The sequence below is a fragment of the Enterococcus larvae genome (genome assembly GCF_017830045.1).
GTDB classification, from domain to species: domain Bacteria; phylum Bacillota; class Bacilli; order Lactobacillales; family Enterococcaceae; genus Enterococcus_L; species Enterococcus_L larvae.
The window spans coordinates 86698-107018 of sequence record NZ_JAEDXU010000009.1 but is presented as its reverse complement, the minus strand read 5'-3'; the positions used below and the strand labels follow the sequence as shown (position 1 = coordinate 107018).

Sequence of the window (20321 nt, the reverse complement as noted above, 5' to 3'; positions counted from 1 at the left end):
CTTCTAATCCTCGCTAATAAATGCATCCTTGACTCTGTGCCAGAAGTGCATGTGTTTGTATGATGCAAAGTGAATCCGTTCATCTGCAATTCGATAGTGGATCGAATCAATGTTTTCCTGATAGATATTCAACTGATCCACAGTAATCAAATAGTCACTGCCGCCTCGTAAATCGATCGATACCCATTCAGAATCTGCAATAACCATCGGAGAGCCCAGCGTTCGAAAAACACGATTATTCAACGACGCAATCTCAGCCAACTGAAAAGCGTTGATACTGGGATGGATCACTGCACCGCCAATACTTTTGTTGTAAGCGGTCGAGCCTGTTGGTGTAGAGACAGATAGTCCATCGCCTCTGAAACGCTCAAACAGTTCATCTTTGATATAAATATCCGCCACCATTGTTCGATTGGACCGCTTGATTGTTGATTCATTCAATGCTAAAAAATGTCTGTCAGGATTTTCATCACAAAACTTGATCTTCACATCTAATAAAGGATAGCTGATGCTTTTTTCCTGTTCCATCAAAAAGCTGGAAACTAACTCTTCCAGCTCATAGTCTCGCCAATCCGTATAAAAACCTAAGTGACCAGTATGCACACCTAGAAATTTTACCTTATCTAAAAGATGATTGAACCGATGAAACGCAGAAAGCAGCGTGCCGTCCCCACCTACAGAGATGACCAGTTCAGGATCTATTTCAGACACTTCGATCTGCTCTCGCTCTAAAAGAATCAGCAGCTGCTGTGTCACTCTTTTAGATTTTTCTTCATTGTTATGAACGATCGCTACCTTCATGATCTTGTCTCCCGTCTACGTTTGACCTTTATTTTTTCTTTTTCTGATATGCTTTGGCGGATTTTCCTCGGCCATGAGAAAAGAGGTGCTGTGCTTCCTGAATTTCCTCACGAATATTAGACATCTCCTCATCAAGTTGATACGCTGCCTCAGCAGCTCGTTGAAGTCTGTCGTTCAGCTCTTCCGGAAAATCTCCATGGTATTTATAGTTTAATGAATGCTCAATTGTAGCCCAAAAATTCATAGCTAATGTTCGAATCTGTATTTCTGCTAATATCTTTTTTTCTCCCGTTATCAGTTGAACAGGGTAGGCAATCACCAAATGATACGAACGATAGCCGCTCTCTTTCTTATTGGTGATGTAGTCTCGTTCCTGAATAACTTCCAGATCTTTACGATTTCTAATAATTTCCACGACCTGGTAAATGTCCTCCACAAACTGACACATGATCCGTAATCCGGCAATATCCTGCATTTCCTCTTCTAATCGATCAAGCGGAATTTTTCTCAATTCTGCCTTCGTTAAAATGCTGTCTACCGGCTTTACTCGTCCTGTTACAAACTCGATAGGGGTGTGCCTGTTAAGCTCATTGAATTGTTTACGGATACCCCGTAATTTTACTTTCATTTCTCCAACGGCTTGTTCATATGGCGCAAGAAAAAGTTCCCAGTCTTTCTCCATATTTCTCCCTCAATTTCTTTGAATTTGACCCAATGCTTATTTTACCATAGACCGAAGAAAAAAAGGATTTTTTATTCCATTGTGAGAATTATCAAAAAAATCAAACATATCAGTCACTTTCCTTGACGAAACTAGTTGATCTATGTAAGAATTAGGTACAGAAGAAGGTGAGTCTCCTTGAGCGAAAATTTAGAAATTGAATATAAAACGATGCTCTCAAAAGAGACATTTTTCCGAATCACTGACTACTTTCAACTTAGAGAAGAAGATTTCTTCGTTCAGGTGAATACGTATTTTGATACATCTGACTTACAGTTGAAGCAAATGAATGCTGGTTTACGGATTCGATCTTTTGCTGATGGTGCGGAGATTACCTTGAAGCTTCCTGATAAGGTTGGCTTGTTGGAAATCACAGATAACATTTCCCTACAGCAGGCTGATGAGATCATCCAATCTGAAATATTCCCTGAACACAGTGAAGTATTTCAAAAACTAGCACAATTGAATATTGTTACTCCCTTACATAAAATCGGTCAATTGAAAACCAAGCGAGCACAAAAAAAACTTCCCCAAGGTTTATTAGCTCTTGATGAAAGCTGGTATAACAATGATCACGATTTTGAATTAGAGTTAGAAGTTACCGACGCTGTATCTGGAAGATTAGCTTTCGAAGGCTTGTTAAATACTTTGAACATCAAAGAAACCAACGCGCCCAATAAAATCCAGAGAATGATGTTGTCCTCTTCTTAACGCACTTGTAACGACAAATGAGCAAATTATTTCTTTTTTCTTTGTTTTTTTGTTACATTACATGAACTGGTTCATCTCGTGCATTATTTCAAAGAGTCGAATTGGAGGAAGTATGAATGATTGAAATCTATTTGTTCGTTAATCCATTAGGGAAAATCTGTTTGAGTATTGAAAGAGATATCTTGAAATTTGCACAAGCAGAAAGCAAAAAAATACAACTACGTTTAATTCCACTGGTAAATATGAATACGATCAAGAATCTGCTTAAAGTCCACGAAATATCTTCTACCGACATTACAGGAAGAAACAAGCTATTTGAGAATACCTATTCTGCAGCATTAGATTTTAAAGCTGCTCAGCTTCAGGGTAAGAAAAAAGGACGTCATATCCTTTTGAACCTGCAGCAAATGATAGCTGAGGACAACATTCCTTACTCTACTGATTTAGCTGAAAAGCTGATTGTTGAGGCAGGAGGCGACTTGGAAATGTTTCAAGCCGACCGCAATTCAAGTTTTGTGAAGGATTCTTTCCAAATCGATCAGCAGATTGCAAGAGAAATGGGTGTGTCAAAGCATCCTTCAGCTGTTATCTACAATTATGCCTGTGATAGAGACTTTGGCGTTCTTGTTGAGGAATGCCTGACGATTGAACATGTCATGCGGCTCTGTGAAACATCTGAAGAAAACTATGTCCATTTCCATGATCCAATCCAGCTGGCAGAGGATTTTGAACAGTCCGTCCCTAAAGGACATTTACACCTACTATAAAAAAACGGAAACAGCTCAATTCCTGCTGCTTCCGTTTTTTTCTATTTCTTTTCCAGTGTTTCAATCAGTTCTTCCAATTCCTTCAAACGTGTTTCAAAAACGCTCATTGCATCTTCAATATAAGCCGGTTGAGTCATATCAACACCTGCTTTTTTCATCACTTCGATCGGATAATCACTGCTTCCGGATTTTAGGTAATTCAAATATTTTTCTAACGCCTCCGGCTCCTTCTTAATGATTTTGTCAGCTAACGCAGAGGCCGCTGAGAAACCAGTTGCATATTGATACACATAATAGTTGTAATAGAAATGAGGGATTCTAGACCACTCTAAAGCGATCTCGTCATCTTCTACCACATCCGGTCCGTAGTATTTCACATTTAATTTTGCATAATTTTCATTCAGATAATCGCTAGTTAACGGGATACCTTCCGCATCTTTTATATGAATAAACTGTTCAAACTCAGCAAACTGTGTTTGACGGAAAATCGTTCCCTTGAAACCATCTAAATAATGATTCAATACATACGCACGAACATGCGGATCAGTTTCAGTTTCTAAAAGATATTCAGTCAAAATATTCTCATTGGTCGTTGAAGCAATCTCTGCTAGGAAAATGGAATAATCACCATAAACATACGGCTGGTTTCCTCTTGTAAAATAGCTGTGAACACTATGCCCCATTTCATGAACAAGTGTATAAAGCTGATCCAGGCTATCATGCCAATTCATCAGGATATACGGAAAGGTATCATAGGCTCCGGAGGAGTATGCTCCACTTCGTTTTCCTTGATTTTCAATAACGTCGATCCAGCGATTGCTGAAGGCCTCGTTGACTACTGCTAAATATTCTTCTCCCAAAGGCTCCAGAGCTGTCGTTGCCTTTTTCTTTGCATCCTCATAGCTGAACTTGATTGACGCATCACCAAGAATCGGTGTATACATATCATACATATGCAGCTCGTCCAGCTTCAACAATCTTTTTCTAAGGCTTACATAACGATGTAACAATGGTAAATTCTGATTAACAACATCAACTAGGGTTTCATATACACTTTCCGGAATATGGTTGCCATCCAAAGCAGCAGCTCTGGCAGAACTATAGTTTCTTACCTTCGCTTTATAGTTATGCATCTTAACATGAGTAGATAAAGTTGATGCAAAGGTGTTGTTAAATTGCTCATAAACACTATATAACGCTTTAAATGCGGATTCTCTGACATTTCTATCTGTACTCTCCATCAGCTGACCGTAGACACCATGACTCAGCTGGATTTTTTCTCCGTTAGCATCCTCGATCACCGGGAACTTGAGGTCAGCATTGTTCAGAACAGAGAAGGTATTGCTGGATGCACCAAAAATTTCTCCTGCACCAGCTAAAAGAGCCTCTTGATCTTCACTCAGGACATGCGCTCGGCTATCCAAGATATTTTCAATAAAATGTCTATAGACCTCCAGCTCAGGCTGTTCCTTAAAATAGCCCCAAATCTCTTCATCTGTTAACGATAGAACTTCCGGCTCAAACCACGCGATTGCTTCTCCAACTTGAGAATACAATGAACCTGCTCTTGAATTCAGTGCCTGATAGGTTGAATTAGTAGTGTCCTGATCATTTTTTAAATGAGAGTAAACATAGATAACTTCTATCTTACGATAAATATCAAGCAAGTACTCAATTCCTTTTAGAAAGGCACTACTGCCGTTTCCTAAAGTTCCTTTCAGCTTCTTCGCTGTTTTTATTTCCTCTGACAATTGGGTATAAGCTTCTTCAAATGCCTGATCATCCTTAAAAATAGGCGTCAGATCCCAGGTCAGTTCCTTTTCGATTTCATCACGCTTTGGTAATTGTTTTGCTTCGCTCATAACTGCGTTCCCTCCATTCATACTTTCCACATAAATCCTATAAAAAGATCCTAATATACGAAAATTGTCTTTCTCAGCTCCTTGGACCAAAGAAATAACATTTCCGCTCGTCTCCTTAATAAGGTTTATATCTATGAATCTCCCTAAATAATTCACTATCCGAAAAGCGATGAACTCTCTTCGTGTAAACAATAGCAATTCTTTCTTCTATTGTATTTAGTTGTATTCATATAATCTATAGTATCATATTTTTAAAGGTGTACCAGTAATAACTACCTCCGTTATGTTTTTCGTGTCGTTGAACTGAATAACAGAATGAGGCTTCACACAGTCAATAGGATCGATGGCGATATAAAAACTTCTTTGCTCCCCCTCTATAATTAATATATGACAGACAATCAATCCTTCAATCAGATAATGCGTCTGCCACTGCACCAGACTACTAAATGGGATCAGAGGAAACAACTGATCCAGCTTTTCTCTCTGTATGCATGATCGACAGAAGTCGAAGATTTCAGCTTCGGTTACAGTCTTCCTATTATTGAGAGTGAGCCATTTCCAAAAGTGGTATTTAAATAGGAAAATAGATTTCCCAAATAAAATAAGCTGATTGATAGGATAATAGAACCAATAATGAAGGCCTAATAAATGGCTTCCGTTCTGGTAATACAAAGATTGGATAGCCAATATATCCGGAACTCTTCCCCTTAATTTTCTGTATAGCTCTTGATAAGTCTGCATCATTTCCTGTCTACTATCGTATTTCCGAAAATGAAATAGATTTTTCTTAGTGATTTTATTGAACAGTTCATCCAGCCTTCCTTCCCCAAAGTGCCAGCATTTGCTTGCATAGTGTAATTTATTTGCTGAAGCAGACTCTAAATGATAGCGTAGATAAAGCTTTTTCTCCCGCCAATCTGCTGTCCATAAGTAAAAACCCAGACTTTCTGAATAGGCACAAAACTTCCTTAGTGCTGATGAATTCTTACCAGAGTTCCACGTTTTCTCCCCGCAAATCCAGATTGGTTGATACCCATTTTTTATATAGCTAGCTGTTCTCCTCCCCATCTCCTCTATACTAAGTTTGCTGCACTGAATCTCAACAGCAAATCGATCAATCAAAATATCTGCCCTTTGCTTCAGCAAAGGCAGATAAGCTTCCAGCTGATGATCAAGCGCATCTCGAAGACACCATTCAACTAATGCAGTTTTCAACGAAAGATGCTCCTCTGATTCCTTCGCTTCCTTAAAAAAGCAGGCTTGATCTGATCGATGGGCAAAATGAGGGATTCTGATTCTTCCACTCTTCAATTGGACTGTTTGATTACATATCGGGCAAAAGAACTTTTGCTTTCGCCATTTTTCAACTTGTTTTCTGGACATTTGAACAAGGGAAACGAGTTTCTCTTCTTCATCCTTCGCCTGCAGCATTCTTTTCACCTCTTATAAAAATACGCAGATTGCTCTTTCTTTCATGAATTTTTTCTGAGGTTTTCGAAAGAAACTATTGAACGGCCTTTGATTGCGCGGCTGATCTGCACCTTCAGTTTTCTACTTATCCATAACTACATAAGCATTTCTAAACGCTTTATAGAAAAAAAATAAGACGACTGAAAATCAGCCGCCTTATCTAGTCAATTTATTAATGAAAGTAGTATCTTGTTAATTCAATTGCATTTCGTTCCATAATACAGATGCCATATTCATTCAGAACTTCCGGTGTTACAGAAGATGCTTGTCCAAATTCAAGCAATCTTGACCACTCGTTCTCAATCTCGTTTACAGAAACCTCATCTAAGAAAAACATTACCTGTAAAAAGTACTTATCTTTGTATTTGTATAGGTTAGCCAGCATAGACTTAACATATATTTCATTGGCTAATTGAACCATTGACTCAAAACTGTCTAATTCAAGAACGTAACTTCTAATACTGTCATCGATCAAGTCTTTCGTCTCATCAGTGTAATTCGCTTCCAGCTGTTTTCTGATCATCGCACTAGCTTCGTCAGAACTCAAATCGTTGAAGCTGCTTATATTAGGCACATCTTCAACTGAAGCATTCTTGCTGATGAACAGCTCCAAGCCATCGCTTTTCGGTAAAACCTGAAAAGTCACAGCCTCACTACCCTGAAATTCATCTTCAATATCTACTTCTTCTAAGATACTATAGAAAAAGTTTTCTACTTCCTTATGATTTCCCAACAAATCCAAAAACGTAATTCCTCGATCTGCTAAGTCTTCATTGCCAATCAATACACGAATCGTATTTTCATTAATATGTTCCATTTCCATCTGGTTCCACCTCGCTTTTTGCTCAAGTCAGGAAACTACTTCTTAGGTTAATTGTATAGCAATCGCCTCAAAAGTAAAGAGAAAAGTTCATTTATTTAGAATTTACTAAATTATGCCCTGATTTGAAAATCAGGACTGTCTTTTACTGCTTTGCAACAAGGATCGTAATGAACTCTTCCTGCTCCATCAACATAAAAAAGAGTCCTAACGCATTTTGTTGATACATGCAATAGGGACTCTTAAAAATTGACAGAGAAAAATAATTATGTCATTATTTTCTCTGTCCTGTATTTTTAAATTTGTTTTGTCAGACTATTTAATATCCTTCGCAGACTTATTGTTTCAGTCTGTTGCTTATGTTTATAATCCTGCCATTAATTGTGCCTGCCGTAATTCAAGTTGACGGACATCTCTCGGTAAAAACCGACGGATTTCATCTTCATTGAAACCAACCTGTAATCTTTTATCATCAATCATGATTGGTCTACGTAACAACCCGGGATTTTCCTTAACCAGTTCCAATAGATCCTGTAATGGAAGTTCATCAAGATCCATATTCAGTTTTTGGAAAACCTTAGAACGAGTTGAGATGATTTCCTCTGTACCATCTTCCGTCATTCTCAGAATTGCTTTCAGTTCTGAAATGTTCAATGGTTCAGAAAAAATGTTTCTTTCCTTGAATGGAATCTCATGTTCTTGTAACCACGCACGAGCTTTTCGACATGACGTACAACTTGGGGAAGTATACAGTGTCAACATTGCGCATCACTCCTCTTTATGAGTTATTTATATATTTTTGGAACAGGAATGTCATCTGTTTTCCTATCCATCTATAGTATACCGAACTTCAATTAGAATTACTAGAGCATTTTTGAGAAAAAATATAATTTTTGTAATGTCAACATCAATTATTTTACCATTCAGACCGAATTAATACCCTTTAGTAATAACATTATAACATTTTTGAACTTTTTATTAAAAAACATACCATACTAACACAGGTATTCAATCTGTATTAGTATGTACTATTTTCACAAATCAGAAAAAAAGGACCAGTCTTATCCAAATAAATTCTGTTCATTTCATTTTATTAATTGTATACTGATTTATGAGTGTAATTAATAGAGTAAGGTGGTAAATTTATGGAAACAATTTTCTCAGCTATTCAACCAAGCGGAACTCCGACTATCGGTAATTATATTGGTGCAATGAAGCAGTTCGTCAATTTGCAGAACAGCTATAACTGCTATTTTGGTATTGTTGATGAGCATGCGATCACCGTTCCACAAGAACCTCAAAAGCTAAGACAACAAACACGAAGCCTAGCTGCACTTTATCTAGCTGTTGGACTTGACCCGGAAAGAGCAACGATATTCATTCAATCTGAGGTTTCAGCACATGCTGAAGCGGCTTGGATCATCCAATGCAACACAACAATTGGCGAGTTAGAACGAATGACGCAGTTCAAAGATAAATCACAAAAAAATGGGCGAACAGGCGTCAGTGCCGGTCTACTTACTTATCCGCCGCTGATGGTTGGCGATATCATTTTGTATAATGCTGATCTGGTACCGGTTGGAGAAGATCAGAAACAGCATTTGGAGTTGACAAGAGATTTTGTTGAACGCTTCAACAAGCGTTATGCACAGCCGAATCAAGAGATTTTAACAATGCCGGAGGTCAAGATTGCTGAGCAAGGCAGCCGTGTCATGAGTCTGCAAACGCCAACTAGCAAGATGAGCAAGTCAGATACAAACGCTAAAGGATTTATCTCTATGCTGGACGAACCAAATGTGATTCGCAAAAAAATCAAATCTGCTGTGACTGATTCTACTGGTGTGATTGAGTATGATCCGGAAAATAAACCAGGGATTTCAAATCTACTGAGCATTTTTTCATCTGTTACAGATCGTTCAATCGATGAGCTGGCTGAAGCATATAACGGCAAAGGCTATGGAGAGTTCAAGTCTGATTTAGCTGAAGCAGTTGTTGCTCTACTTGAGCCAATTCAAGAACGCTATAAAGAACTGCTTGTTTCAGATGAGCTTGATGAGATTCTGGATCGTGGCGCAGAACAAGCCCGATTTGTCGCAAACAAAACACTACAGCGAATGAAAAATGCTGTTGGTCTGGGTAGAAAACCAAAACGGAATAAATAACAGTTTTTATATAAAAAAAGAAACAGCTTTTGCAGCTGTTTCTTTTTTTGTTTTATCTTCTGAACTGCGCATCATGTAATCGACGATAATGCCCACCCTTTGCAAGCAGCTCCTCATGAGAACCTTCCTCCAAAATACCATTTTCACTGACAACAATAATTCGTGTTGCGTGCTTGATCGTAGCTAAACGATGGGCAATGATCAATGTTGTTCGACCATTTGAAAGAGAGTTCAATGACTCTTGTATGACCTGCTCTGTTTCTGTATCCAGTGCAGACGTAGCCTCATCTAGAATTAGGATTGGCGGATTCTTCAAGAACATTCGTGCAATCGCAACCCGCTGTTTCTGACCACCAGACAGCTTCACGCCACGTTCACCAATCACTGTTTCCAAGCCTTCCGGAAGAAGATCGATCACTTTTTCCAAATGAGCCAGCTTCACAGCCTGTTGAACCTCTTCTTCGGCTGCTTCAAGCTTTCCGTAAATGATATTTTCCCGAATCGTTCCAGGGAATAGAAAGACATCCTGCTGAACAATCCCAATCTGACTTCTTAAAGAAGCTAATGTCATGTCGCGAATATCCATATTATCTACGGTGATCCGTCCATCTGACACCTCATAAAATCTCGGCAGCAGATTACACAGTGTTGTCTTCCCAGATCCGCTCTGACCAACAAAGGCAACCGTTTCCCCCTTCTTGATTTGAAGGTTGATATGGTTTAATACCTTGGTAGAGTCAGCATAAGAAAAGGACACATCCTCATATTGAATATTCCCATTTAAATGATCCACAGCAACTGCATTCGGGCGATCCTGAATCGTTGGCTTCTTATCCATTTCCTCAGTAAATCGTTTGAATCCTGCAAATCCCTTCGGATAACTCTCGATCATATTATTTACCTTTTCGATCGGACGTACAAAAATATTGGCTAACAGGATAAATGCAACAAAAGCCCCTTCCCGCAGCTCTCCCTTGATTGTATAGTAACCGCCGAAAATCAATGTAAACAGGTTGATTAAGCGAATCATCAGATAATTATATGCTGAGCTGACACCCATTACTCTATAGAAAAGAATCTTTGATTTTCTGTAAGTTTGATTCAATCCTTCAAAGCGAACACTTTCAAAGGGTTCATTTGCAAAAGACTGCGTCACGCGAATCCCACTGACTGATGCTTCGATCCCGGCATTGAATTCCGCTAGGTTATCATAAATCTTCGTGTTGACCTTCGTCATCTTCTTATTAAAAACGATAAGGGCGATAGCAATAAATGGTAATAGGGCAATCGTTGCCAATGCCAGTTTCACATGGTAGCTCATCATCAAGATAAATGCTCCCAGCAACGTCATGACTGTAATAAAAACATCCTCAGGTCCATGATGGGCAACCTCAGATATTTCAAATAAATCCGTCGTCAAACGACTCATTAATTTCCCTGTCTTTTGATTGTCATAATATTCAAATGGCTGGGTCTGCAAATGCTCATACAGCTCTCTACGCATATCTGTCTCTATATTTACCCCCAGCTTATGACCGAAGAACACAACGATATACTGTAAAATCGTATTCAACACGTAAAAAAGAAACAACCCAAAACAGGCCATCGCAATCAACCGAAAATTCCCCTTCGGCATCAGGTCATCGATTACTTTATTTACCACTACCGGAAAGGCCAATTCTAAAAGGCCAGCCAAAACAGCACAGCCGAAATCCAATACAAATAACCCCTTATAAGGTCTATAATAACTAAAAAAACGTTTTAACATGTTTTTCCCCCTTTCCAGACACTCCTCCTATTATACGAAAAGAAATTTTAAGTTGCAAAAAAATTTGAACGAAATCCCTTAAAAACAGTAATATTTACTGAATCAAAATGAGCAAATCATCTATTTTTTTCATGTGAAATCAGCTACAATGTTCTTGTTTGAAACTTTTCAAGAAACTACCACCCAATAAAAACAGAACAGTTACCTAACCTGTTACATCAAAAATATAAAGTAGATGCCTTTACTCTGGTACAAACAAAAACCTAGAAGTAGAGGACAACGGACCGATAAAATGGAGAAATCAGGCAGTTACCTGACCGATTTCTTCAAAATATTAAAGGAGTGCCATTTCCCTTTTATCAAGTATTCTAGGGAAATGGACATCGGACCTACAAAATGAAGCAACTGGACAGTTACCTGAACAGTTGCATCAAAAATATAAAGGAGTGCCATTTCCCTTTCATCAGATACTCTAGGGTAATGGACATCGGACCGCCAAAATGAAGCAACTGGACAGTTACCTGAACAGTTGCATCAAAAATATAAAGGAGTGCCATTTCCCTTTCATCAGGTACTCTAGGGTAATGGACATCGGACCGCCAAAATGAAGCAACTGGACAGTTACCTGAACAGTTGCATCAAAAATATAAAGGAGTGTCTTTCTTGATTAACACTGTTGTTTTTGATGTTGATGATACTATTTATGATCAACAAGCACCTTTCAGAGCTGCTGTAAAAAGGATCTATCCCGATTTTCCTGTTGAAAAAATGCATGAGCTTTACATTCGCTTCCGTCATCACAGTGATGTTACGTTTGAAAAAACAATCACAGGAGAATGGACGTTGGCGTATATGCGCTTTTACAGATTGGATGAATCGTTAAAAGATCTTGGCTATCCATCAGCTACAGAAGAAGAGGGCGATTCTTTCCAGAAAGCCTATGAAGATGAGCTGGGAAAAATCACTATGCATCCTGAAGTTGCCCGTATATTGGATTACCTTCGTCAGAAAAATATTCCTTTAGGCATCATCACAAATGGTCCGACTGATCACCAATACAAAAAAGTGAAGCAGTTGGATTTGGAAGCTTGGGTACCTTCTGATCATATCATTATCTCTCAAAGCACCGGCTATCAGAAGCCTGAAAAAGAGATTTTTGAGTTGGCAGCTCAGCAATTCAAGATGAATCCTGAAACAACGTTGTATGTTGGCGACAGCTTTGAAAATGACGTTGTCGGTGCATATAACGGCGGTTGGCAATCTCTGTGGTTCAACCATAGACTGAGAGCTGTACCCCAACACACCGAGCTTACTTATTTGAAAGAAGTCACTTGCTTTAATGAACTGTTTGCCTCCATTCAAGAATTCGTGTAAGAAGTAATTAATGATGAATATCAAAAAAGCAGCATCCGATTTAAAATCGGATGCTGCTTTTTATCTTATGGAATGGTTATAATCTTGCTCTAATTCCCCATCGCCATATAATTTAGCCTTCGTCTCCCATACTCAGGATCGTCCGAATGTCTTCCTCGGTCATTTTATTGAGCTGCTGCTCATTACCTTGAATGACTTTTTGGAAAAGCTCTCTTTTTTCCTGCTGCAGCTGATCCATTTTTTCTTCTATGGTTCCTTCAGCAATCATGCGATAGACTTCAACAACCTTCTTCTGCCCCATTCTATGAGCTCTGCCTGCAGCCTGTTCCTCTACTGCCGGATTCCACCACAAATCATATAGGACGACTGTATCACCGCCGACAAGATTCAGACCCGTCCCTCCTGCTTTCAATGAAATCAAGAAAACATCCTTTTCTCCCTCATTAAATGCATTGACCATATTGATCCGATCTATTGGACTTGTACTTCCCCGTAAATAGAAGGTTTCCAGTCCTTGCTCATTCAGTTCTTTTTCTAAAATACTCAACATACTTGTAAACTGCGAAAATAGCAAGACACGTCTGCCATTCTCCTTCGCTGTCTGTAAAAAGATTTTTACCTGCTCCAGCTTTCCTGAGCTGCCATGATAATCATCCATAAATAAGCGAGGATCACAGCAGATTTGCCGCAGCCGAGTCAAACCAGCAAGAATGCTGATTCGGTTTTTCTTGAAGGCGTCTCCGTCCATTTGACTGACATCTTCCTGCATTTTTCTGAGATAAGCTAGATATACTGCTTTTTGCTCCTCTGTCAACGTACTATACAAGTTATTTTCAATCTTTTCAGGTAGATCGGCAAGTACATTTTTCTTGTCACGTCTCAAAATAAACGGACGAATCATTTTGGCAATATCTTCTGTCCCCATCTCTCGAAATGCAAGCTTCTTAGGAAACAACCCTGGTAAAACCAGCTGGAAAACTGACCATAGCTCGTCTATAGAGTTTTCTATCGGGGTCCCGCTCAATGCAAATCGTTGTGGAATATTCAGTTGACGAAGAGCCTGAGCTGTTTTTGTCCCACTGTTTTTTACCATCTGTGCTTCATCAAGAATCAGATAGTCAAGGTGCATTTGTTCATATGTTTCTACATCCTGACGGAAGCTATTATAGGAGGTGATCAACACATCCTGATTTCCGGCATCCTCTAATAAAGTCAGTCGATTTTCCTTTTGCCCAGTGATGACCAGCTCTCTCAAATCAGGGGCAAATTTCTTGAGCTCCGCAGACCAGTTATAAATCAAGCTTGCTGGTGCGACAACTAAAGCAGGATGCTTCAGCCGCTTTTCTTCTCTTTCTGAAAGCAGATAAGTGATGATCTGAATTGTTTTTCCCAAGCCCATTTCATCAGCGAGTACACCACCAAATCCATAATGGCTAAGCATTTTCAGCCATTTAAAGCCCTCCACCTGATAATTCCTTAAAACAGCATGCAGGTTTTCCGGCAACTGAACTTCAAAGTCTTCAGGAGTAGTCAAATCCTTAACTAACTGATTGAAGGAATCAGAAAAGACAGCCTGAGAATTTCCCTCCAACATGTGTTCAAGAGCCAACCCTTGATTTTTTGGAAGCTGGATCGTTCCCAGATGATTCTTCATATTTTCACGAAGCTTCTCTAATATTTCGCTAGTTTGATAAAATTCTTCCGAGTCAAAGGATAAGATTTCACCGGATTCTAATGTATAAAACGAATCATTTCTCAATAAGCTCGCCAGAACTGCATCAATTTCATGCTCATCGACTCCGACAATATCAAATCGAACATCCAACCATGAATCAGAATCCGTCACTTCAATCGTCGGCTGATGACTTTGAGCATCCAGATACAGCTCACGAAGCTTCTTACCCATCAATACATCACCCAGCTTTTGAAATGCCGGAATTTCAGCTTTAAAGAAGTAATAAAGTCGTTCCCCACTTGGAAGAGCTTTTTCAAAACCGGTTTTCTTTGCCGTATAGGAATATTTCTCCAACAGCTTGACTACCGCCTCTTCTTTGCCCACATTCCGAATGACTTCTCTTTCTTTATCTGGTATTGAGGAATGCTTCTTATCTGTAGAAAAAATAGTGTCTCCGTAATGACAATCGATTCGAACATCCAGCATATTCTTCAATTTTTTAAATATCAACTTAATACTCAGCGGTTCAATCACAAGCTCCTTTTCCACTTCATCCGCAACAGATACACGTCCAAGTTTTTTTAAAAGCGGTATGACTGAGCTGAAAAGATCAGACAACTGCGCCTGCTCATAGATCACCTCAGGCTGCTCCATGCGCTTCAACAGCTGGATCAATATGCTATAAATTTCCTCCTGTTCCCTCGTCAGTAAATAAATCGTATCACCAGATACGCCCCAATGATAATGACTTAGAAATGGTTGAAATAAATTTGTGATCATCAATTGATACTGCTCACCCGCTTTATTGATAGAAAAATCAAGAGGCAGGTCTGTTGCCGAAAATTCAGGCTTCCTCAGCTTACCGGCTTCTAGGTTCAGCTGCAGCGAACCTGTATCTGTCATTTTCTCGATCAACTGCTGCGCCTGCTCTACCGGCAATAGAAGATAACGCTTATCCAGCTTACCATTGACTTGCAGTCCCTTTGAACCTAACAGCAGACTCGTTTGATAAATCGCTGCCAGCTGATACAGGATATCCTCATCCTTTTCTGAAAAAGCATTTCGAGTCAGCTTGACCATATGCTGCTTGTTTAGAGAAATTGCTTCTTCCTTTTGAAGCTTTTGTAGGAAATCACCAATATTTTTGATAATATATGTTTTTTTCTTTGATTCTCGAATGCCGACTCGAAGAGAAACGCCTAAAAGAGCAAACTCAGGATAATAGCTATTCGTCTCAATCGTATCGACTACATAATCAACAACTAATGAAGAATTCTTCTTTTGTTCGATTGGCTGTTGTAGTTTTGAGAATCCTTTTGTAAACATTTCTGCATTCGATGTTTTTTTAGCTGAAATAACCGTATCTGGTTTATTCTTCATAACTCTGGCAATGCCTTTATTACGAAGATAAAGCTCTACTGCAACTGTATGCTTGCAATAGCCCTGTTCCTGCCAATATGGGCATTCACATCGGTCCTGCTCCTTCGGACTGCCATCTAGTTCTACCAGATACAGCTCCGAGCCCAAAACCTCGCCATACCAAACCTGTTTTTCCCAATCTTGTACGACTGACAGGACTCTTCCTTCGTTTAAATATTCCCGTCCCTTTGTAATGATTCGATCCGGTATGCTCCATTTCATGTGCTCACCCCCTACATCACTTGATAGGAAACACTGCTTTGTCCGGCACCGTTTGTTTTGATCTGCAGCTGCTGAGAGATTCTACTCTTCAATTCCGCAACGTGGCTAATGATCCCTATCATTCTTCCTTCATTTTCAATTGTTTCCAGTGCTTCAATGGCCATTTCTAGAGCCTCTTCGTCTAAAGAACCAAATCCTTCATCAATGAATAGTGCTTCAATCAAAACACCACCGGCCTGCTCCTGAATCACTTCTGCCAGCGAAAGAGCCAGTGCTAAAGCTGCAATAAAGCTCTCGCCGCCAGATAAGGTTCTGGCGCTTCGACTTGCTCCAGCATTATCGTCATAGATATTGATTTCCAGACCTGTCTGATTTTTGTAGCTGTTCTTTTCACTATTCAGCTCAAACTGATAGCGACTATTCGTTAATGATGCCATTCTTATATTGGCTGTCTTCAATACCTCTCGAAGATAAGTCTGCAATACATACCGCTCCAAGCTGGTCTTCTTCAAATTATCCCCGTTGATCGTATCCGCAAGCTGCTGCAGCGCTGCAACTTCCGCCCATTTCTTATCAACAGCTCCGATAGCTTCGACTATCTCCTGTTGAATCAGCTCATTTGTCAGCAGTTTTTCCTTTTTCTGATAATAAACAGACTCCTGTTCAGAAATCTCCTGTCCTTTTTCCTCAAGCTGATTATCAACTTCAGCTAATTCAGGCAGTTGAGAAGCATCCAGTTTTTTCTTGATATCCTGTATTCGAAATGAGATTTCCTTGCTCTTTTCTTCAAAAGAGGCAATTTCATTCTGTAAATCAGGCAGGTCTTTTAATTGTCCAAGTAATTCTCGAACTTCTGCCAACTGATAAGAAAAATCATTTTCCTTTATCGACAGAATCATTTTCTCTTGCCCATTTTCTAATACTCTCTGCAGCCGTTGAATGTCTTGCTCCAACCGTTCTGCTGTTTGTGCCAAATGTTGGTCCTGTTCTCTATACGCCATCAATTTTTTATTCGTCTGCTCTGATTCAAGCTGCCATTCTGCGTACTCATTTTCCAGAAGCTGTTTCTTTTCCAGAGCCTCTGGAAACGTCAGTTGACTATCCAACTGCTTCAAGATCGTCTCTAGCTTCACTTCAACTGTCTGCTGTTTTTTCAGCTTCTCCCCGTACGATCGATCCAGCTCTGACAGAAGCTGCCGCTGTTGATCTATTTGTTCCTTCAGCGTTGCCTCTTGTCTTTTCTTGTCTTTAAGCTCTGATAGCTTAACCAGTGTTTCTTCCAGCTCGGATTGCAGAGCATTTTTCTCTTCTTCAATCCATTCTTCATTTACTTCTACATCGGTCATTGATTGAACTGCAGCCAGCTCTTCAATTACTTTAAGAATTTTTTCCTGTCGAGTAGCCAGCTCACCGCTAAACTGTTCCTTTTGATTCTCTGCTGCTTCGATATCCTTTGCAAGGCTCGTCACTTTTTCTTCCGCAAACTTCAATACTCGTTCTGCTTCATTAAGCTGTTGCTCAGCCTCCTGAATATCCTCAAGTGAAACCTCTTGATGCACTGCTGCATTCGGATGCTCCATCGCACCGCAAACAGGACAAGGTTCGCCATCCTCAAGCAAAAGACTCAAACGGCTGATTTGCATTCGTGCCCAGACAGCCTGTCTGTCTTTTCGTTCTTTTTCTGCATTCGTCCTCTGTACCTCGGCTTGTGACAGATTCTCCTGTAAGGCAGCAATCCGCTCCTGCTGTTCTTCCTGTCGCTTCTTGTCGCTAATCAATGCCTGCCAATCTTCAAGGATCTTCTGCCAGTCTTTTTGTGCCCGCTCCAAAATCAGCTGCTGATTTTCTAGTTGTGGAGAGAGAGAAAGCTCTTCTAATAGCTTTTGCTGCTTGCTGACCAGTTCTTCATTTTTTTCCTGCTCAGCCGCCAGCTTCGCTTCCAGTTGTTCAAGTAGTTCCGTTGATAACTCTTTCTCTAGTGCTTCTCTTTCCTCGTATAAGGGCAGCCTCATTTTCAAATCATTCAGCACAAGCTGCTGCTTGTCCATTTCCTTTTGGCGTTCATTGAGCATGTTTGCTTTTTCCTGATATTCCATCAAGCTTCGCTCAAGTGCCTCTTTCTCTACTGCTGTATTGGCCAGTTTCTTTTGATTATCAGCTAACTCCTGTTCACTGTCCTCTAGTGAATCAAGTAAGTTTTCCTGTGTTTTTACCCATAAAAGTGCTCGCTCTGTTTGCTTGAGTGCGGTTATATCCTCTTGCTTCAAGGATAGCGATATCTGCTCTGTCGAAAGAGTTTCGTATTCTTGAGCTAATTTATTTTGTTCTTCGATTTTCATTTTTTTCTGTTCAAGAAGCTTAAGCTCTTCCTTCAGCTGATCAATTTGCTTTTTCAGCTGTTCCTGCTGGAGCTCAGAAGTCTTTTGTTGCTGAGCTAAAAGCTGTAATCTCTTTTCAGTCAGCTCTTCCTGAGGCTCTTCTTCCCAATGGATTTGCTCCATCTTCATTTCTATTTTTTGACGAATCTGTTCGATTTCCTGATTTTTCACTTTAGACTGCTGTTTCAATTCTTCACTCAATGCCTGATACATCTGCGTACTGAAAAGCCTACGTAAGACTTTTTCCTTCTCACTGCTGTTTGCAATCAGGAATGTACGAAATTCTCCCTGAGGCAATAAGACGATTTGAGAAAATTGCTCTGCATCCAAGTGCAGCAGCTCTTGAATAAAGCTGTCCACTTCTCGACGCTTAGTATATTCCTTCAGCTCTTTCCCTACTGGGCTCTTGATGATCAACGATATCTTCGCCGGCTGTGTTCTCGTGCCGTCTCCTCTTTTTTTGAAAAGTTCTTGTTCCGGCTTTCTAGTGATCTCATAAAGAAACTCACCGTGAGAGAAAAGCAGCTGGACTTCCGTAGGTTCTGAAGGATCAGCGAAGGTTGAACGTAGTTCTTTCCCTTGTCGCAGTTTTCCGGAGCTCTCACCAAACAAGGCATAGCTCATACCATCAAAGATTGTCGTTTTACCTGCCCCGGTTTTTCCGCTGATCAGAAACAGCGAGGATTCTTCGAAATTTGTAAAATCAATCGTCTCATCAATATAGGGACCAAAGTTTTTTAATCTGAGTGTCAAAGGCTTCAACTTATTTCCCTCTTTCTTTTTGCTGAACACTATCCAAAGACTCATTCAGCCACTGCTCCTGTTGACTGGTAAGCTCTTCTTCTGTCATTTCTTCAAAGAATTGTCTGCTTAATTCTAACGGCGAAAGCTGCTTCATATTGACATCCTTCGTCAGGCCCTTTTGATCATTCTCACGTCCATATACTCGTTCAACACCTAGAATATTTGGATAAACCTTCCGCAGCTGATACATCATGTTTGGGATGACCGACCGATCCGTCAATTGAATAAACATAAAATCCTTTCGATCAATCGATTCGTAGAACTCCTGTTTAGCCAGCTCCTGAAAAGTTCCTTGTAATTCCTTGATTTCTCTCAAGGGCTGTATCCTGTGAAATTCCAGTTGACAGGATTGCTCACTGATATCTACGATCCACACGCCTTTTTCCTGCTTTCTCTCGGAAAGAGAAAATTTTAATGGTGACCCGCTATAACGAATCTGATCTGAAATCAGCGCGTCCTTATTATGTAAATGACCCAAGGCTACATAATCAAAATCTCTCAATAAATCTAACGGAACTGTATCCAAACCGCCCACAGTCAACTTGGTTTCTGAATCTGATTTAGCACTGCCTGCCGCAAAAAAATGGCTGACTAGAACATGAGCCATTCCAGATTTAAAATTCTTTTTGATTTCTGCTGTTACAAACTCCATCGCTTTTTCAATTGTGCGAATTTCATCATTTTCAAAATACAGGCGAGCTGCAATAGGTTCAAAGTACGGCAATAGAAAAAGCTGTGTATCACCAACTTCAATAGGCTGGAAAGCTTGCTCCAACCGAGTATGTAAATAGAAATCAGATTGTTTGAACCATGGTCCCCCTGTTTCCAGACGAATACTGCTGTCATGGTTCCCTGAAATCGCAAAAACAGGCAGTTTTTCTTCAAGATTCAATTCAATGATCATTTGATTGAACACCTCAACTGCATCAACAGAGGGAACCGAACGGTCATAAAGATCACCTGCAATGATGATACCGTCAACCGCTTCTTTCTTGGCAAGCTGAATAATCTGGTTGAAGGCATGCAATTGATCCTCCAATAAGTTATATCCATGAAGTTTTTTCCCGATATGCCAGTCTGCTGTATGTAAAAAACGCATCGTCTCACTCCTTGTTTTTACCGACTCATTAGAAATCTTGTTTGATTTTTCTGAGAAATAAATTTCTTCTCTTATACAGTTGATTTTTTAGCTGTGATTTTTATAGACTCATGTCCAAGAAGTACCAGACAAATTGTCTTCTTTGCCTCAAAATGTCTAGCAAAAGAAATAAAATCAGCCGACATTTATTCAATAGAATTCATATATAAAAAAAGACCTTCTTTCTATTATAGCAAATTTATCCGGAAATAGAGAAAGACAATGTCAC

The 20321-nt window shown here is 39.7% G+C and carries 14 protein-coding genes; 4 read left to right on the top strand and 10 right to left on the bottom strand.

What is annotated here, in order from left to right:
• Nucleotides 1-3: 3 nt before the first annotated feature.
• Nucleotides 4-801 carry an NAD kinase gene (locus I6N96_RS15685; RefSeq protein ID WP_209558511.1) on the bottom strand — a complete coding sequence of 266 codons (798 nt, stop codon included), beginning with the start codon at nt 799-801 and terminating at the stop codon, nt 4-6.
• Nucleotides 802-829: 28 nt separating this feature from the next.
• Nucleotides 830-1483 carry a GTP diphosphokinase gene (gene yjbM, locus I6N96_RS15680; protein WP_209558510.1) on the bottom strand — a complete coding sequence of 218 codons (654 nt, stop codon included), beginning with the start codon at nt 1481-1483 and terminating at the stop codon, nt 830-832.
• A 177-nt stretch (nt 1484-1660) separates the two neighbouring features.
• Here yjbM and I6N96_RS15675 point away from each other — a divergent pair, with 177 nt between their 5' ends.
• Both I6N96_RS15675 and I6N96_RS15670 read left to right on the top strand, forming a co-directional pair.
• Nucleotides 1661-2233 carry a CYTH domain-containing protein gene (locus I6N96_RS15675; RefSeq protein ID WP_209558509.1) on the top strand — a complete coding sequence of 191 codons (573 nt, stop codon included), beginning with the start codon at nt 1661-1663 and terminating at the stop codon, nt 2231-2233.
• 116 nt (nt 2234-2349) lie between these two features.
• A complete protein-coding gene (locus I6N96_RS15670) occupies nt 2350-3000 on the top strand; it encodes a DsbA family protein (RefSeq protein WP_209558508.1) in 651 nt (216 codons plus the stop codon).
• Between the two features lie 41 nt (nt 3001-3041).
• Here I6N96_RS15670 and pepF read toward each other — a convergent pair whose 3' ends face one another.
• The 4 genes from pepF to spxA form a co-directional block, all read right to left on the bottom strand.
• On the bottom strand, nt 3042-4862 hold the full coding sequence (gene pepF / locus I6N96_RS15665) for an oligoendopeptidase F (protein WP_209558507.1): 1821 nt from the start codon (nt 4860-4862) through the stop codon (nt 3042-3044).
• 243 nt (nt 4863-5105) lie between these two features.
• Nucleotides 5106-6293: a competence protein CoiA gene (locus tag I6N96_RS15660; protein ID WP_209558506.1), complete on the bottom strand. Its 1188-nt coding sequence runs from the start codon at nt 6291-6293 to the stop codon at nt 5106-5108.
• Between the two features lie 211 nt (nt 6294-6504).
• On the bottom strand, nt 6505-7155 hold the full coding sequence (locus I6N96_RS15655; protein WP_209558505.1) for an adaptor protein MecA: 651 nt from the start codon (nt 7153-7155) through the stop codon (nt 6505-6507).
• Nucleotides 7156-7515: 360 nt separating this feature from the next.
• Nucleotides 7516-7914 (bottom strand): transcriptional regulator SpxA, encoded by a 399-nt coding sequence (gene spxA / locus I6N96_RS15650; RefSeq protein ID WP_086349137.1) that lies wholly within the window; start codon nt 7912-7914, stop codon nt 7516-7518.
• 383 nt (nt 7915-8297) lie between these two features.
• Here spxA and trpS point away from each other — a divergent pair, with 383 nt between their 5' ends.
• The gene (trpS, locus tag I6N96_RS15645; protein ID WP_209558504.1) at nt 8298-9314 is read left to right on the top strand and encodes a tryptophan--tRNA ligase; all 1017 of its coding nucleotides are present in this window, start codon (nt 8298-8300) and stop codon (nt 9312-9314) included.
• 52 nt (nt 9315-9366) lie between these two features.
• Here trpS and I6N96_RS15640 read toward each other — a convergent pair whose 3' ends face one another.
• A complete protein-coding gene (locus I6N96_RS15640; protein ID WP_209558503.1) occupies nt 9367-11082 on the bottom strand; it encodes an ABC transporter ATP-binding protein in 1716 nt (571 codons plus the stop codon).
• A gap of 666 nt (nt 11083-11748) precedes the next feature.
• Between I6N96_RS15640 and I6N96_RS15635 the strand changes: the two genes are divergently transcribed.
• Nucleotides 11749-12456, top strand: coding sequence for an HAD family hydrolase (locus I6N96_RS15635; protein ID WP_209558590.1), 708 nt, complete (start codon nt 11749-11751; stop codon nt 12454-12456).
• Between the two features lie 112 nt (nt 12457-12568).
• On the opposite strand, the gene I6N96_RS15630 is transcribed toward I6N96_RS15635, so the two are convergent.
• From I6N96_RS15630 to I6N96_RS15620, 3 genes are read right to left on the bottom strand one after another with little or no spacing between them, the layout of a single operon-like run.
• Complete coding sequence (locus I6N96_RS15630; protein WP_209558502.1) at nt 12569-15772, bottom strand: DEAD/DEAH box helicase; 3204 nt, start codon at nt 15770-15772, stop codon at nt 12569-12571.
• Between the two features lie 11 nt (nt 15773-15783).
• Nucleotides 15784-18912, bottom strand: a complete 3129-nt coding sequence (locus I6N96_RS15625) for an AAA family ATPase (RefSeq protein WP_430650170.1) — start codon at nt 18910-18912, stop codon at nt 15784-15786.
• Between the two features lies 1 nt (nt 18913).
• Nucleotides 18914-20053: an exonuclease SbcCD subunit D gene (locus I6N96_RS15620; RefSeq protein ID WP_209558500.1), complete on the bottom strand. Its 1140-nt coding sequence runs from the start codon at nt 20051-20053 to the stop codon at nt 18914-18916.
• Nucleotides 20054-20321 lie beyond the last annotated feature (268 nt).

Excerpts from the sequence above, each read along its gene's own strand:
- I6N96_RS15685 (WP_209558511.1), bottom strand. The coding sequence starts at position 801 with ATGAAGGTAGCGATCGTTCATAACAATGAAGAAAAATCTAAAAGAGTG.
- yjbM (WP_209558510.1), bottom strand. The coding sequence starts at position 1,483 with ATGGAGAAAGACTGGGAACTTTTTCTTGCGCCATATGAACAAGCCGTT.
- I6N96_RS15670 (WP_209558508.1), top strand. The coding sequence starts at position 2,350 with ATGATTGAAATCTATTTGTTCGTTAATCCATTAGGGAAAATCTGTTTG.
- pepF (WP_209558507.1), bottom strand. The coding sequence starts at position 4,862 with ATGAGCGAAGCAAAACAATTACCAAAGCGTGATGAAATCGAAAAGGAA.
- I6N96_RS15660 (WP_209558506.1), bottom strand. The coding sequence starts at position 6,293 with ATGCTGCAGGCGAAGGATGAAGAAGAGAAACTCGTTTCCCTTGTTCAA.
- I6N96_RS15655 (WP_209558505.1), bottom strand. The coding sequence starts at position 7,155 with ATGGAAATGGAACATATTAATGAAAATACGATTCGTGTATTGATTGGC.
- spxA (WP_086349137.1), bottom strand. The coding sequence starts at position 7,914 with ATGTTGACACTGTATACTTCCCCAAGTTGTACGTCATGTCGAAAAGCT.
- trpS (WP_209558504.1), top strand. The coding sequence starts at position 8,298 with ATGGAAACAATTTTCTCAGCTATTCAACCAAGCGGAACTCCGACTATC.
- I6N96_RS15640 (WP_209558503.1), bottom strand. The coding sequence starts at position 11,082 with ATGTTAAAACGTTTTTTTAGTTATTATAGACCTTATAAGGGGTTATTT.
- I6N96_RS15630 (WP_209558502.1), bottom strand. The coding sequence starts at position 15,772 with ATGAAATGGAGCATACCGGATCGAATCATTACAAAGGGACGGGAATAT.
- I6N96_RS15620 (WP_209558500.1), bottom strand. The coding sequence starts at position 20,053 with ATGCGTTTTTTACATACAGCAGACTGGCATATCGGGAAAAAACTTCAT.